This window comes from Lysobacter xanthus (assembly GCF_047159895.1).
Genome location: NZ_BAAGAB020000022.1, coordinates 1 through 14,313, shown reverse-complemented (window position 1 = coordinate 14,313; position 14,313 = coordinate 1). Strand labels below are relative to the sequence as shown.

The following is a 14,313-nucleotide window of genomic DNA, read 5'->3' as shown; positions in this document are numbered from 1 at the left end:
GCGACGCCCGGCCTGCGACCGCGCGACGGCGCGGTGCGTCGAACACTGGCGGCAGCGTCATGCGCATGCCGTTGCCGCCAGCCCTCGAAGGACGCCGGGCGCATCCGCCCGGCGTCCGCGATGGATCAGATCTTGCCGACGAGGTCGAGCGACGGCTTCAGCGTGTGCGCGCCTTCCTGCCACTTGGCCGGGCAGACCTCGCCCGGGTGCTCGGCGACGTACTTGGCCGCCTTGAGCTTGCGCAGCGCTTCCTTCATGTCGCGCGCGATGGCGTTGTCGTGCACCTCGAAGGCCTTGACCACGCCTTCCGGGTTCACGATGAACGTGCCGCGCAGGGCCAGGCCTTCCTCGTCGATGTGCACGTCGAACGCGCGCGTCAGCGCATGGGTCGGGTCGCCGACCAGCGGGAACTGCGCCTTGCCGACGGCGGGCGACGTCTCGTGCCACACCTTGTGCGAGAAGTGCGTGTCGGTGGTGACGATGTAGACCTCGGCGCCGTTGGCCTGGAACTCGGCGTAGTTCTCGGCCGCGTCCTCGACTTCGGTCGGGCAGTTGAAGGTGAAGGCCGCCGGCATGAAGACGATCACCGACCACTTGCCCTGCAGGCTCTTCTCGGTGACTTCGATGAACTTGCCGTTGTGGAAGGCCTGCGCCTTGAACGGCTGGACGGGCTTGTTAATCAGGGACATCGGTGGCTCCTGGCTGGGGGAGGGATGAATGGGTCAGCATCGTAGCCCCGGGCGGTCGATCCCTCAAATTGATTGTCCCGATCCCGGCGATCGGTAATGCCTATGGCATGGCACGCCGAAACTCGATCGACCGGGACTTTCGGCCTGGGCGGACGCCGTAGGCGGCCGCTTACCCTCGGGGGTTCACCCCCGGGAACCGCCTGCATGACCCGTCCGCGTCACCACGCCCTCGCCCTCGCGCTCTCCGCCGCCGTCCTCGCCGGCACGGTCCACGCCGCCGACTCCACGGTTCCCACCGGCCCGCTGCCGCGCACCGTGGTGCCGACGCTCGTGCGCCTCGAGCTCAGGATCGATCCGAAGCAGGCCGCCTTCAGCGGGACGACCCGCATCGACGCGGACATCGCCGAGGCCACCGACACCGTCTGGATGCACGGCCGCGGGCTCAAGATCGCGCGGGCGAACGCGATCGTCGGCAAGCGGACGATCCCGCTCACGGTCAGCGAGGTCGACCCGTCCGGCGTGCTCAAGCTCGTCGGCAAGACGCCGCTGCCCGCGGGCAAGGCCGTGTTCGACATCGCCTTCGAGGCGCCGTTCGGGCAGCTGCAGGGCGCGTACAAGGTCAAGCCGGACGGCCGCGACTACGTGATGACGCAGATGGAGCCGCTGGGGGCACGCACCGCGTTCCCCGGTTTCGACGAGCCGAGCTTCAAGCAGTCGTGGGAGATCACGCTGGTCGTGCCGCAGGACAACGTCGCCGTCGCCAATTCGCTCGAAGGCACCACCACGCCGATGCCCGGCGGCTGGAAGAAGGTGACGTTCGCGCGCACCGAGGCGATCCCGAGCTATCTCGTCGCGTTCGCGGTGGGCCCGTGGGACGTCGTGCCCGGCCCCGACATCGCGCCCAACGGCAATCGCGCCACGCCGATCCGCCTGCGCGGCGTCGCGGCGAACGGGCAGGGCGGCCGCATGAAGTACACGCTCGCCAATACGCCGGCGATCGTCACCGCGCTGGAGGACTACTTCGGCAGCCCGTATCCCTTCGACAAGCTCGACAACCTCGCGGCCCCGGACTTCTGGGCGGGCGCGATGGAGAACCCGGGCCTCATCGCCTACCGCGACTCGCTGATGTTCCCGGACGAGTCGTCCTCGGTCGGCCGTCGCCAGTCGTTCTACGGCACCAGCGCGCACGAGCTCGCCCACCAGTGGTTCGGCGACCTCGTGACCATGAAGTGGTGGGACGACCTCTGGCTCAACGAAGGCTTCGCGACCTGGATGGGCAACAAGATCCACGGGCAGGTGCAGCCGCAGGCGCATGCCGACCGCGGCCTGCTCGAAGGCGCGATCGGCGCGATGGGCGCCGACAGCCTGGCGTCGACGCGCCGCATCCACGAGCCGATCCGCGACTACCGCGACATCGAATCCGCCTTCGACGGCATCACCTACCAGAAGGGCGGCGCCACGCTCGCAATGTTCGAGCGCTTCATCGGCGAGGCCAAGTTCCGCACCGGCATCCGCAACTACCTGAAGGCGCATGCGCGCGGCAACGCGACGAGCGCGGACCTGATCGCCGCCGTGGCGGCGCAGGGCGACGATCCCTCGGCGGTGTCCAAGGCGTTCTTCAGCTTCATCGACCAGCCCGGCGTGCCGTACCTGGCCGTGGACCTCGACTGCTCCGGCAAGGTGCCCGCGCTCAGGGTCGCGCAGTCGCGCTACGTGCCCATCGGCTCGACCGCATCGGCCGCCGGCACCTGGGGCGTGCCGATGACCATCCGCTACGCCGACGGCGCCACCGTGCGCGAGCAGAAGACGCTGGTGACCGACCGCGAGGCGCGCGTCGAACTGACCGCGGCGACGTCGTGCCCGAAGTGGGTAATGCCGAACGGCTACGGCGCCGGCTACTACCGCTTCGCGCTGTCGCCGAAGCTGCAGGCCGCGCTCAACGCCGACTTCGCCATGCTCGACGAGCGCGAGCAGCGCATGGCGGCCGATTCGGTCGTGGCCGCCTATGGGGCGGGGACGCTCTCGCCCTCGCAGCTGCTGGCCGCGCTGCCGCGCTTCGCAGACGCGCCGGTGCGACAGACCGCGACCGCCGGCATGCGCGCGACGGAGTGGATGTCCGAGTACCTGCTCGCCGACGACAAGGCGCGCGAGGCCTTCCATTCGAAGGTGGCGGCGATCTACCGCCCGCGCCTGGAGCGTCTCGGCCTGTCGCCGAAGCCCGGCGAGCCCGAGGACGATGCGCTGCTGCGCAGCACGCTGGTCGAGTTCTTTGCGACCGACCTGCGCGATGCCAAGGTACGTGGCGAGATGAACCGACTGGGCCGTGCCGTGCTCGGCCTCGATGGCCAGCCGCCGCGCACCGATGCGGTCGCGCGCGACCTGCGCGACACCGCGCTGGTCGTCGCCCTGCAGGAAGGTGGCGCCGCCGCGTACGACGTCGCCGAGAAGCAGTTCCGCGCCAGCCAGGACGCCGTGCTCCGCACCGAGCTGCTGTCGGCCATGGGCGGCACGCACGTGCCGACGCTCGACGCGCGCGCCCGTGCGCTGGCGTTCGAACCGGGCCTGCTGCGCCGGAACGAGATCTTCCCGGCGGTGGGCGGCGCGGCGGCGGATGCCGCGACGCGTCCCGCGCTGCGCGACTGGGTCGACACGCACTTCGCCGAGCTCGAAGCGCGTCTCGCCCCGGCCGGTGCGGCGCTCGTGGGCGTGTACGCGAGCGGCATGTGCAGCGAGGCCGATGCGGTCGCGCTGCAGGCGGCGTTCGCGCCGCGCATGGAAAAGGTCGAGGGTGGCCCGCGCGAGCTCGAGCAGACCGTGGAGGGCATCCGCCTGTGCGCGGCCCAGCGCGATGCCCGCAAGGGACTGCCGCTGGACTTCGCCCGCCGCTGACGCACCGCGGCAGGGAATGCCGGGCGACGGGCGGCTTCGGCCGCCCGTTGTCGTTCATGGGCGACCGTTCGTCGCCGTTCGTCGCATGGGCGCGCCGCATGGGGCGCGTGACGCTACCGTGGCGCTCCGATCCGGACGGGGGTGCCCCGCCCGGGAGTGGCAGGCGCGGGGGGCGCCCGCCACTGGCAAGGTCCTTGCATCGGCGTGGTGGGCACCGGAGGGGCGCATGGACCTGATCCGCCAACTGGATACCGCGACGCTCGCGTTCGTGACCGGGCTGGCCGGCTTCCTGCTCGCGGGCACGATGATGGGCATCCGCATGGCGGGCATGCGCAATCCCGCGCTCGTCTATTGGGGGCTCGCGGGTCTCGCCTTCGGCTTGGGCCACCAGCTCGGCCATCTCTTCCTGACCGTCTCGCTCGGGGTGCCCAAGAGCATCGCGCTGACCATCGCGAACGGCCTGATCACGTCGACCCACGTGCTGCTGCTGGCCGGCGTGCGCGCCTACCTCGGCCGGCCCACGCGCATCGTCCCGCTGCTCGCGCTCGCCGCGGCGCTGATCGTCGTCGGGCTCGTCTGGACGGAGATGCAGGAGAACCTGCGCCTACGCGTGCTCGTGCTGTCGGGCTTCTACCTCGCGCTCGACTTCACCTCGGGCCTCACGCTGTGGCGCGCGCGCGCCGACGACCGCCGCTTCCAGGGGCTGGCGGCCGGCGTCTTCGTCTTCAACGGCACCTTCCTCGCGGTGCGCTTCGTCTACGCGGCGACCACGCACGGGCTGACCAGTTCGTTCGTCAACGATCCGTTCCAGGTGCTGTTCTTCGTGGTGAGCCTGGTCTTCGTCTACGTGCTCACGCTGGCGCTCGCGCTGCTGATGTTCCGCGGCAAGGAAGTGGAGCTGCAGCGCCTCGTGCATTGCGACCCGCTCACCGGCCTGTTCAACCGTCGCTCGCTGTTCGAGCATGCCGCCCGCGAGCAGGCGCGCTGCGAGCGCTACGGCACGCCGCTGTCGCTGGTGATGCTCGACATCGACCGCTTCAAGTCGGTCAACGACACCTTCGGCCACGGGGCCGGCGACGACGTGATCTGCGAGGCCGCGGCGCGCATCGCCTGCGAACTGCGCGACGTCGACGCGGCATTCCGCCTCGGCGGCGAGGAGTTCCTGATCCTGCTGCCGTCCACCGCCCTCGACCATGCCGTCGCCGTCGCCGAGCGCCTGCGCCAGGCCCTGTCGGCGCGGCCGATCGGCGCCATCGGGCGTCCGGTGACCGCGAGCTTCGGCGTCACCGAGCTCGCGCGCGGCCAGGAGGACTGGGAAGCCGCCCTGCGTCGTGCGGACGCCGCGCTCTACCGCGCCAAGGACGAGGGCCGCGACCGCGTGTTCGCGATGTCGCCGCCGCCGGCGACGGCCCGCCCCGTCGCCGAGGCGCGCGCGGCCGGCGCGGTGCTCGACTTACCATAGCCGCCCCTCCACGGAGCCGAACGATGCGCATCGACGCGCTGCTCCGCAGCTCGCGCGCGCGCCTGGACGCCGGCGAGCCCGAGCGCCTGCTCGGCCACGTGCTGTCGCGCGATCCGGCATGGCTGTTCGCCCACGGCGACGCGGAGATCGACACCGCGCATGCGTCCGCGTTCGAGGTGCTCGTCGCCCGCCGCGAGGCCGGCGAGCCGGTCGCCTATCTGGTGGGCCTGCGCGGCTTCTGGACCTTCGACCTCGAGGTCGGTCCGGCGACGCTGATCCCGCGGCCCGAGACGGAGCGCCTGGTCGAACTCGCGCTGGAGCGCCTGCCGCATGGTCCGACGCGCGTCGCGGACCTCGGCACTGGCAGCGGCGCGATTGCCCTCGCGATCGCGCTCGAGCGCCGGCAGGCGACGGTGGTCGCCGTCGACGCGAGCGCCGCGGCCCTCGAGGTCGCGCGACGCAACGTCGAGCGGCTCGCGCCCGGTCGCGTCGAGCTGCGCGAAGGCGACTGGTACGGGCCCCTCGCCGGCGAGCGCTTCGACCTGCTGCTCAGCAATCCGCCCTACATCGCGGAAGGCGATCCGCACCTGTCGCGCGGCGACCTGCGGCACGAGCCGCCGTCGGCGCTCGCCTCGGGCGCGGACGGACTCGATGCGATCCGCACGCTCGCCGCCGGCGCCCGTGCGCACCTCCGGCCGGGCGGCTGGCTGGTCGTCGAGCACGGCTATGCGCAGGGCGCCGACGTGCGCGCGCTGTTCGCTGCCACAGGGCTTCGCGGCGTCGAGACCGCCCTCGACCTCGAGGATCGCGAGCGCATCACGTTCGGCTGCGCACTTTGAACCGCGAACGCGTGCGATCCGGCACGTCGTCCGCCTAGACTTTCCGCTTCCCCGCACGAGTCCGCCGGCCATGCGCAGCCTGTATCCCGAAATCGAGCCGTTCGACACCGGCGTCCTCCAGGTCGACGAGCGCCATGCCCTGTACTACGAGCAGTGCGGCAATCCGCAGGGCAAGCCGGTGGTGATCCTGCACGGCGGCCCCGGCGGCGGCTGCAGCCCGAAGATGCGCCAGTTCCACGACCCGGCCAAGTACCGGATCATCCTGTTCGACCAGCGGGGCTCGGGCCGCTCGACGCCGCATGCCGACCTCGTCGACAACACGACGTGGCACCTCGTCGCCGACATCGAAACGCTGCGCGACAAACTCGGCATCGACACGTGGCAGGTCTTCGGCGGCTCCTGGGGCTCCACGCTCGCGCTCGCCTATGCGCAGACGCATCCGCACCGCGTCACGGAACTCGTGCTGCGCGGCATCTTCATGCTGCGTCGCTGGGAGCTGGAATGGTTCTACCAGGAGGGCGCGTCCCGGCTGTTCCCGGAAGCGTGGCAGCAGTACGTCGCGGCGATCCCGCAGGCCGAGCGCCACGACTTCATCAGCGCCTATCACCGCCGTCTCACCAGCGACGACCCGGCCACGCGCCTGGCCGCCGCGCGCGCATGGAGTGTCTGGGAAGGCGCGACGAGCTTCCTGCACTACGACCCCGACTTCACCGCCGCGCACGACGAGCCCGAATTCGCGCTCGCCTTCGCGCGCATCGAGAACCACTACTTCGTGCACGCCGGCTTCTTCGAGGTCGACGACCAGCTGCTGCGCGATGCGCCGCGTATCGCGCACATCCCCACCTTCATCGTGCACGGCCGCTACGACGTGGTGTGTCCGGTCCAGAACGCGTGGGACCTCAAGCAGGCGCTGCCGCAGGCCGAGCTGGTGATCACCCCGGCTTCGGGCCATTCGGCCTTCGAGCTGCAGAACATCGACGCGCTGGTGCAGGCGACGGACCGCTTCGCCGGCTGAGGCTCAGCGACGGCGGCGCAGGACGAGCAGTGCGAGCGCCGCTGCCAGCGTCCACAGCACGAGGTCGACCGCGAGCCCTTCGAAGCGCCAGTGGTCGAGCCCGAACAGCGCGCCCGACAGCGAAACGCTGTTGACCGGCGACACCGACGGGTCGTCGACGAGCCACGGCAGTGGCCAGCCGGCCGCCGCGACGCTGCAGCCGTTCGCACAGCCCTCGACGTCCGCATAGCGCGCGATCGCCTGCTGCTTCACGAACGACGTGGCGAGCGTGAGCGCGACGCCCAGCAGCGGCGCGGCGAGCCAGTGCCGCCGACCGGGCGACCGGCCGGAACGCACGCCGCGTGGACGACGTCGCGGCGCCATCAGTAGGCCGGGGCCCGGTGCCAGGCCCAGGCGGTCTCGATGATCGGCTCGATGCGGTCGAACTTCGGCGTCCAGCCGAGCTTCTCGCGCGCCTGGCCGCTGGACGCCACCAGCACCGGGGGGTCGCCGGCGCGACGCGGCGCCATCTCGTAGGGAATGTCGCGGCCCGACACGGCACGCGCCGCCTCGATCACCTCGAGCACGGAGAAACCGTTGCCGTTGCCGAGGTTGAAGCGATGCGCGCCGGGCTCGCGATCCATCCAGTCGAGCGCGCGCAGATGCGCGTCGGCGAGGTCGAGCACGTGCACGAAGTCGCGCACGCAGGTGCCGTCGCGCGTGGGGTAGTCGTTGCCGAACACCTTCAGCCCTGCGCCACCACCCGCCGCGGCCTTGAGCGCGTTCGGGATGAGGTGCGTCTCGGGTTCGTGCGCCTCGCCGATGCCTTCGTCGGCCGCCGCGCCCGCGGCATTGAAGTAACGCAGCGCCACCGAGCGCAGGCCGTACGCGTTCGCGGCGTCGGCGAGCACGCGTTCGACCATCAGCTTCGTCGCGCCGTACGGATTGATCGGCTCCTTCGGATGCTCCTCGTCGATCAGGTCGCTGACGGGATTGCCGAACACCGCGGCGGTCGAGGAGAAGACCAGCCGGTCGACGCCGTGGCGCTTCATGGCCTCCAGCAGGTTGATCGTGCCGGTGACGTTGTTCTGGTAGTAGCCGTACGGGTCGGTCACCGACTCGCCGACGAGCGAGCGCGCGCAGAAATGCATGACGGCGTCGACCTTGCGCTCGAAGGCGGCGTCCAGCGTGTCCGGGCGCAGGAGGTCGGCTTCGACCAGGGGGCCCCAGCGGACCGCCGCGCGATGGCCGGTCAGCATGTTGTCGACGACGGTGACGTCGTGGCCCGCGCGGGCGAGCGCAAGGCAGGCGTGCGAGCCGACGTAGCCGGCGCCGCCGCAGACGAGGATGTGCATGTTCGCTTCCTTGTGGAATCGCGCGATTTAAGCGGCCGTTCCGTCAGCGGGCCGCGAAGGCGGCGGGGCGATGGGCGAGCCGTCGGGCTCGCGCTCGAGCATCCAGAGCCCGCCCCAGAGTTTCAGGTCGACCTCGTAGCCCTGCGCATGCATGCGCATGAGCCATGCCGGCGCCTCGGTGCGCGGAACGCGGTGCACGATGATCTGCTCGTCGTGGACGCCACCGCCTTCGCCGACCTTAGTGAGCCCGGTGGCGCGGACGAAGGCGATGCGTTCGCTGCTCATGCCGGACGACGTCGGGCCGGTCAGCAGCACGCGCACCTCGGCAGCCGCGTAGCCGGTCTCCTCGATGAGTTCGCGACGCGCGGCCTCGGCGAGCGTGTCGTCGTCGCGTTCGTCGCCGACCAGGCCGGCCGGCATCTCGATCGTCTTCTTGCCGAGCGGCACGCGGAACTGCTCGACGAACAGCACTTCGTCGTCGGGGGTCATCGCGATGATTATCACGGCCATCCCGTGGCCATGCACCCGTTCGGCGAACTCCCACCGGCCGCGTTGCACGAGCCGCAGCCAGCGGCCTTCGTGGAGGGTGTGCAGCGGGGCGTCGCGGTCGTCGGTCATGGCGGCGGGCGAGGGAGTCTGCCCGCGATGCTAGACCGTCGCGGATGCCACGGGAATGAAGTCGAGGCCGCAGGCGGCGTGCAGCCGGCGCCGCGTGAGCGGCCCGAAACGCAGCCGGTCGCACAGCGCGAGCAGGCCCTCGGCCTGCGGCGCACCGCGGCGGAAGTGGGCGTCCGCGCCCTCGCAGGGGGCGTCGAGCGCGATGGTCGCCAGCGCGCGGCAGAGCAGGGCCTGCTCGCGGTGCTGCCGCAGCTGCTGCGCGCAGCGGGCCGCGCCGCGGATCGCGGACAGGTAGGGCACCTCGTCGACGCGCCGCAGCACCTCGTCGAGCGTGTCGAAGTGCGCGAGCAGTGCGGCGGCGGTCTTGGCGCCGATGCCGGGCACGCCCGGGATGTTGTCGATCGCGTCGCCGGTCAGGGCGAGGTAGTCGGCGATCTGGTCGGCGCGCACGCCGTGGCGCGCCGGCACACCCGCCGCGCCCCAGCGCCGGCCGCGCGCGAAGTCCCACTGCTCGTCGTGGTCGCCGAGCAGCTGCGAGAGGTCCTTGTCGGCCGACACCAGCACGCCGCGGAAGCCGTGCATGCGGGCCGCATGCAGCGCGCTGCCGATCAGGTCGTCGGCCTCGTAGTCGGTATGCGCGAGCACGGTCATGCCCATCGCCACGCACAGCTGCTGGCAGGCGGCGAACTGCCGCTTCAGCTCATCGGGCGCCGGGTCGCGGTTCGCCTTGTACGCCGGGTAGAGCCGGTTGCGGAAACAGGTGTCGAGCGCCTCGTCGAACGCCACGACGATGTGCTCGGGCTTCTCGCGCTCCACCAGCTCGAGCAGGAAGCGCGCGAAGCCGTGCACGGCGTTGGTCGGCCAGCCTTCGGCGTCGGTGAACTCGTTGGGCATCGAATGCCAGGCGCGGAACACGTAGACACTCGCGTCGACGAGGTAGACGGTGCGCAGCGGCGCCGTCGGGGCAGCGGTCATCGGGGGATCCAGTCGGTCAGCAGCAGCGAGGGATCGGGCCGGTCGCGCTCGGGCACGGACTGGCGCATCGATCCGATGTGGATGAAGCCGGCGACGACTTCGCTGTCGCCCACGCCGAGCGCGCGGCGGATCTCCGGATCGTAGGCCGCCCAACCGGTGAGCCAGCAGGCGCCGTAACCGAAGGCCTGCGCGGCCTGGAGCAGGGCGAAGCATACGCAGCCTGCGCTGAGCAGACGCTCACTGGCGGGGATCTTGGCGTCCTCGCCCTGGTCCGCCACGACCGTGATGATCAGGGGGGCGTGAAGGAAGCGCTGCCGATCTTTCTCCACGTGGGCGTCGCTCGCGTCGGGATCGCGCTGCCGTGTGCGCGCCGCCAACCGGTCGCCGAGCGCGGTGCGCGCGTCGCCGGCGATGCGCACGAACCGGAACGGCACCCGCTTTCCGTGATCGGGAACACGCACCGCCGACTGCAGCATGCGCAGAACCTGCGCCTCGTCGGGACCGGGTTCACACAACTGCATCGGCGGTACCGAACGTCGCCGATCGAGTACGTTCAACGCGCTTTCGGGTCCGTTCATCGGCAGGGTTTCGGTCGCTTGGGACATGGCTCACAGATCGATGAATCGAGTCAGGAAGTGACGCGGCTTGCCACTATGCTGCATTTCAAGTCGACCCTGCGACAGCAGCGACCCCGCCGGAGTTGCCCATGTTCAGTCCCTTCAACGAGCCCGGAATCGAATCGCGCCTGGATCCCTCGCGCGTGCTGGAGGCATTGAAGCGGCTCTCGGTCGAGCGGCTCGGCACCTTCCCGACCGTGCTGTACATCGGCGCGGAGCGGGAGCTGTCCGAGACCGGCCCCGACGCGTACCACGAGCTTGCCGGCCTCAACGTGCTGCGCGCGCGCAGCGCCTCCGACACGATGAACTTCCGCCAGCAGGTCGCGCAGGCGTTCGAGGAGTTCCGCAATCCCTTCATCCGTTCGGGCCTCACCCTCGGCCTGATAGAGGAGGAGGCGATCGACCTGCACCTGCAGGCCCAGGCGCTGACCGAGATCCTGGACAAGCGCTACCAGTCGCAGCTGCAGTCGCTGCGCACGCAGCTCGACGAACTCGCGCTCGCGATGCGCGTTCCCGCGGGCCCGAACCCCGTCTCCCCGAGCAAGCTCTGCGGCACGTTCATCACGGCGATCGGCAACGCCGGCGTCTCCGAAGCGCTGGGCCGCCTGCTGTTCCGCCAGTTCCAGCAGCAGCTGGTGCCGGTGCTCGACAACCTCTATCCGAACCTCGGCGCGGTGCTGACGCGCGCGGGCTACGCCACCAGCGCCTGGTCGCCGGCCTCGATCGCGCGTTTCGAGCGCGACGAGTTCGACGCGACGCCCGCTCCGGCGGTGACGCCGGCTCCGGCTCCGACCGAGTCGCCGGCGCCGGCGGCGCCGTACATGCCGCATGCAGCGCCTGCCGGCTTCGGCATGCCGCAGGCGCCGATGGCGCGCCCGCTCGGCGACGGCCTGGGCGGCCACCGCCATTCCACCGAACTCGAGCCGCTGCGCGAGCAGCTCCGCATCTGGCGCATGGAGCGCCAGCACGGGGGCGTGCGCACGCTGGCGCAGGCGCCGGTCGGCCTCCAGTACGGCGTGCCCGGCATGGGTCCGTCGACGGGTGGCATGGGCGGCATCGGCGGCGGCTACGGTGCCGCGCCGGTGCTGCGCGAGTTCCAGCCGCGCGAGCTGACCAGCATCGCCTCGGTGCTCCAGGCCGAGCCGCCGGACATCTTCGCGCGCGCGCTCGGAACCACCGGCAAGCTGTCGGACGCGATCCGCGGCTACCTCGCCGAAGGCGCGCGTCGCCTGGGCCTGCATCCGGAGTACACCGCGTTGTCGGCGGACGACGAGGATGCGGTCGACATGGTCGCCCTGCTGTTCGAATCGCTGTTCCGCACCCATGCACTGCAGGACCGCGCCCGCCGCGTCTACGCGCGCCTGGTGCTGCCGTACCTCAAGGTCGCGATCAACGACGATTCCATGTTCGTCGAACGCCATCATCCGGCGCGTCGACTGCTCGATGCGCTCACCGAGGCGTGCGAGGACAACACCGGTGCCACGCCGCAGGACCGAGACCTGCTCGAACGCGCGTCCGCCGTCTCGCAGCGCATCGTCGCCGAGTTCAACGAGGACCTCTCGGTCTTCGAGATGGCCTACACGGAACTCGAGGAGCTGCTCATGCAGCAGCGTCGCCGCGTCGAGCTGCAGGAGCAGCGCGCGGCGAAGGCGAGCTACGGCCGCGAGCGCCTCTCGCAGGCCCGCACGCAGGCCGATGCCGTGCTCCAGACGCGGCTCGCGCAGGGTCCGCTGACGCAGGCCGTCGGCGAGTTCCTCGTGACACCCTGGCGCCATCATCTCGTGCAGACGCTGCTCCGCGATGGCGGCGGCAGCCCGCGCTTCAGCGATGCGATCGCGATGGGCGACGCGCTCGCCGAGGCCGACGCGCTCGCCGCGCGTGCGCAGGGCGATGCGCTGGTCCATCAGCTCCTCGCCCTCGAAGCGCCGCTGACCGAATGCCTCGCGTCCTCGGGCCTCGACGCCACCGCGGCGAGCCACGGTCTCGCCGGCATCGTCCGCGGCCTGGCCGATCCCGATGCGGTGCGCCGCATTCGCGCGATGCCGGCCCCGGTGCGCGACGAGCCGGAGCAGGAGAGCCGCCTCTGGCTCGCCGGCGGCACCGACACGCTGCGGGCCGATCCGAAGTGGGTCGCGCGCATCCGCGAACTGGATGTCGGCGCCTGGGTGCGCCTCAGCGATGCGCAGGGCGAGCCCATCTCGGCAAAGGTCGCCTGGGTCAGCCCGCTGACCTCGCGCCTGCTGCTGGTCAACCGTCGCGGAATGCGCGTTCTCGCCGCGAGCGCCGAGGAACTCGCACTGATGGCGGCGGACGGCCGGCTGGAGATCGCGTCGGGGCAGTCGCCCTTCGAAGCGGCGATGGAGCAGTTGCAACGGCAACTGCGCGGTTACGCGGCCTGACCGCCACGCGATGTAGGGGCCCCGCTTCGGCGGGGCCTTTTCGTTTGCGCACGCCGTCGGTCGCCGTCGTCCGCTAGGATGCGTCGACGCCCTGGGAGCATCCGCATGACGGAAACGACGGCAGTGACGGTTGGCATCCTGCGCGAGCGCGCGGCGCACGAGCGACGCGTCGCCGCGACGCCCGAAACGGTGCGAAAGCTGATCGCGCGCGGTGCGCGCGTGGCCATCGAGCCCGGCGCCGGGGCCGCGGCGGGTTTCGTCGACGACGCCTACGTACAGGTGGGCGCGGAACTCGCGGCCGCCAATTCCATCGTCGGTGCCGCGGACCTGCTGCTGTCGGTCCAGGCGCCCGCGGACGCGATCCTCGCGGCGCTGAAACCCGGCGCGACGCTGGTCGGCCTGTTGGCCCCGCAGGCGTCGGATTCCCGCGCGGCGCTGATCCGCGAGCGCGGCCTCGTCGCATTCCCGCTCGAGCGCCTGCCGCGCACCACGCGCGCGCAGTCGATGGACGTCCTGAGTTCGCAGGCGGGCATGGCCGGCTACAAGGCCGTGCTGATCGCCGCCACGCTCGCACCGCGCTTCTTCCCGATGCTCACGACGGCGGCAGGCACCATCCGCCCGGCCAAGGTGCTGGTGATCGGCGCGGGCGTCGCCGGCCTGCAGGCGATCGCCACCGCACGCCGCCTCGGCGCGCAGGTTGAAGGGTTCGACGTGCGGCCCGAGACGCGCGAGCAGATCGAATCGCTCGGCGGCAAGTTCCTGGATCTCGGCGTGAGCGCCGTGGGCGAAGGCGGCTATGCGCGCGCCCTGACCGACGATGAGCGCGCCGAGCAGCAGAAGCGCCTCGGTGCGCACCTGGGCTCGGTCGACGTCGTCGTCTGCACGGCCGCGGTGCCCGGTCGGCCCGCGCCCAAGATCGTCAGTGCGGCGATGGTCGCGGGCATGAAGCCCGGCAGCGTGATCGTCGACCTGCCAGCCGAAAGCGGCGGCAACTGCGAGGCGACGGTGCCGGGCGAGACCATCGACGCCGGTGGCGTCACCGTTGCCGGACCGCTCGGCCTCGCCAGCATGGGGGCGGTGCATGCGAGCGAGATGTACGCACGCAACGTGCTGAACTTCGTGAGCCTGTTCGTCGACGGCGGCCGGCTCGCGTTCGACTGGAGCGACGAACTGCTCCACCGCACGGCGTGGCCCGAGCGCGAGGCCCCGGCCGCGAGCGCGGCGGCCTGATCGACCCGCGTCGCGTCGATGGCGGTCGCCGACGTCCGTCGGCCGCTGCATCGACAGTGCTCGCCCGCGCTCGACGGGAACGAAACGCATCCGGCGCGTAAGCCCGGGCCCGCCTGCGCGGCGGCCCCGGTCGCGCGAACGCGATCAGCGCTGGCCGGCGGGCCTCGCCTGCGACGTCCGCTGCGCGCAGGAGAAAGGCACGGCGTGCATCGCGCGTGGGCGCGGCTTCGGCAAGCAGCAGCAGGT

12 protein-coding genes are annotated in these 14,313 nt (G+C 71.4%); 6 read left to right on the top strand and 6 right to left on the bottom strand.

Features of this window, described 5'->3' with window-relative positions:
* Positions 1-125: 125 nt before the first annotated feature.
* Positions 126-689 (bottom strand): alkyl hydroperoxide reductase subunit C, encoded by a 564-nt coding sequence (ahpC, locus tag ACY35P_RS07630; RefSeq protein ID WP_462115236.1) that lies wholly within the window; start codon positions 687-689, stop codon positions 126-128.
* Between the two features lie 204 nt (positions 690-893).
* Between ahpC and ACY35P_RS07625 the strand changes: the two genes are divergently transcribed.
* From ACY35P_RS07625 to pip, 4 genes are all read left to right on the top strand, one after another.
* A complete protein-coding gene (locus tag ACY35P_RS07625; protein ID WP_462115235.1) occupies positions 894-3,578 on the top strand; it encodes a M1 family metallopeptidase in 2,685 nt (894 codons plus the stop codon).
* 226 nt (positions 3,579-3,804) lie between these two features.
* Complete coding sequence (locus ACY35P_RS07620) at positions 3,805-5,040, top strand: GGDEF domain-containing protein (RefSeq protein ID WP_462115234.1); 1,236 nt, start codon at positions 3,805-3,807, stop codon at positions 5,038-5,040.
* Positions 5,041-5,063: 23 nt separating this feature from the next.
* Positions 5,064-5,879, top strand: a complete 816-nt coding sequence (prmC, locus tag ACY35P_RS07615; protein ID WP_462115233.1) for a peptide chain release factor N(5)-glutamine methyltransferase — start codon at positions 5,064-5,066, stop codon at positions 5,877-5,879.
* 70 nt (positions 5,880-5,949) lie between these two features.
* Positions 5,950-6,894, top strand: a complete 945-nt coding sequence (gene pip, locus ACY35P_RS07610; protein ID WP_462115232.1) for a prolyl aminopeptidase — start codon at positions 5,950-5,952, stop codon at positions 6,892-6,894.
* 3 nt (positions 6,895-6,897) lie between these two features.
* Here the strand turns inward: pip and ACY35P_RS07605 are convergent, their stop codons facing one another.
* From ACY35P_RS07605 to ACY35P_RS07585, 5 genes are read right to left on the bottom strand one after another with little or no spacing between them, the layout of a single operon-like run.
* Positions 6,898-7,257 carry a hypothetical protein gene (locus ACY35P_RS07605; protein WP_462115231.1) on the bottom strand — a complete coding sequence of 120 codons (360 nt, stop codon included), beginning with the start codon at positions 7,255-7,257 and terminating at the stop codon, positions 6,898-6,900.
* Positions 7,257-8,228, bottom strand: coding sequence for a UDP-glucose 4-epimerase GalE (gene galE / locus ACY35P_RS07600; protein ID WP_462115230.1), 972 nt, complete (start codon positions 8,226-8,228; stop codon positions 7,257-7,259). Before galE ends, ACY35P_RS07605 begins: the two co-directional genes overlap by 1 nt.
* A gap of 27 nt (positions 8,229-8,255) precedes the next feature.
* A complete protein-coding gene (locus ACY35P_RS07595) occupies positions 8,256-8,846 on the bottom strand; it encodes an NUDIX hydrolase (RefSeq protein WP_462115229.1) in 591 nt (196 codons plus the stop codon).
* A gap of 30 nt (positions 8,847-8,876) precedes the next feature.
* Complete coding sequence (locus ACY35P_RS07590) at positions 8,877-9,821, bottom strand: 5'-3' exonuclease (RefSeq protein WP_462115228.1); 945 nt, start codon at positions 9,819-9,821, stop codon at positions 8,877-8,879.
* Positions 9,818-10,399, bottom strand: a complete 582-nt coding sequence (locus ACY35P_RS07585; protein ID WP_462115259.1) for a nitroreductase family protein — start codon at positions 10,397-10,399, stop codon at positions 9,818-9,820. The genes ACY35P_RS07590 and ACY35P_RS07585 overlap by 4 nt, the downstream gene beginning before the upstream one ends.
* Before the next feature lie 128 nt (positions 10,400-10,527).
* Here ACY35P_RS07585 and ACY35P_RS07580 point away from each other — a divergent pair, with 128 nt between their 5' ends.
* Entirely contained in the window at positions 10,528-12,837 is a 2,310-nt protein-coding gene (locus ACY35P_RS07580; RefSeq protein ID WP_462115227.1) for a DUF1631 family protein, read from the top strand.
* Positions 12,838-12,942: 105 nt separating this feature from the next.
* The gene (locus ACY35P_RS07575) at positions 12,943-14,067 is read left to right on the top strand and encodes an NAD(P) transhydrogenase subunit alpha (RefSeq protein WP_462115226.1); all 1,125 of its coding nucleotides are present in this window, start codon (positions 12,943-12,945) and stop codon (positions 14,065-14,067) included.
* The last annotated feature ends 246 nt before the right edge of the window (positions 14,068-14,313 follow it).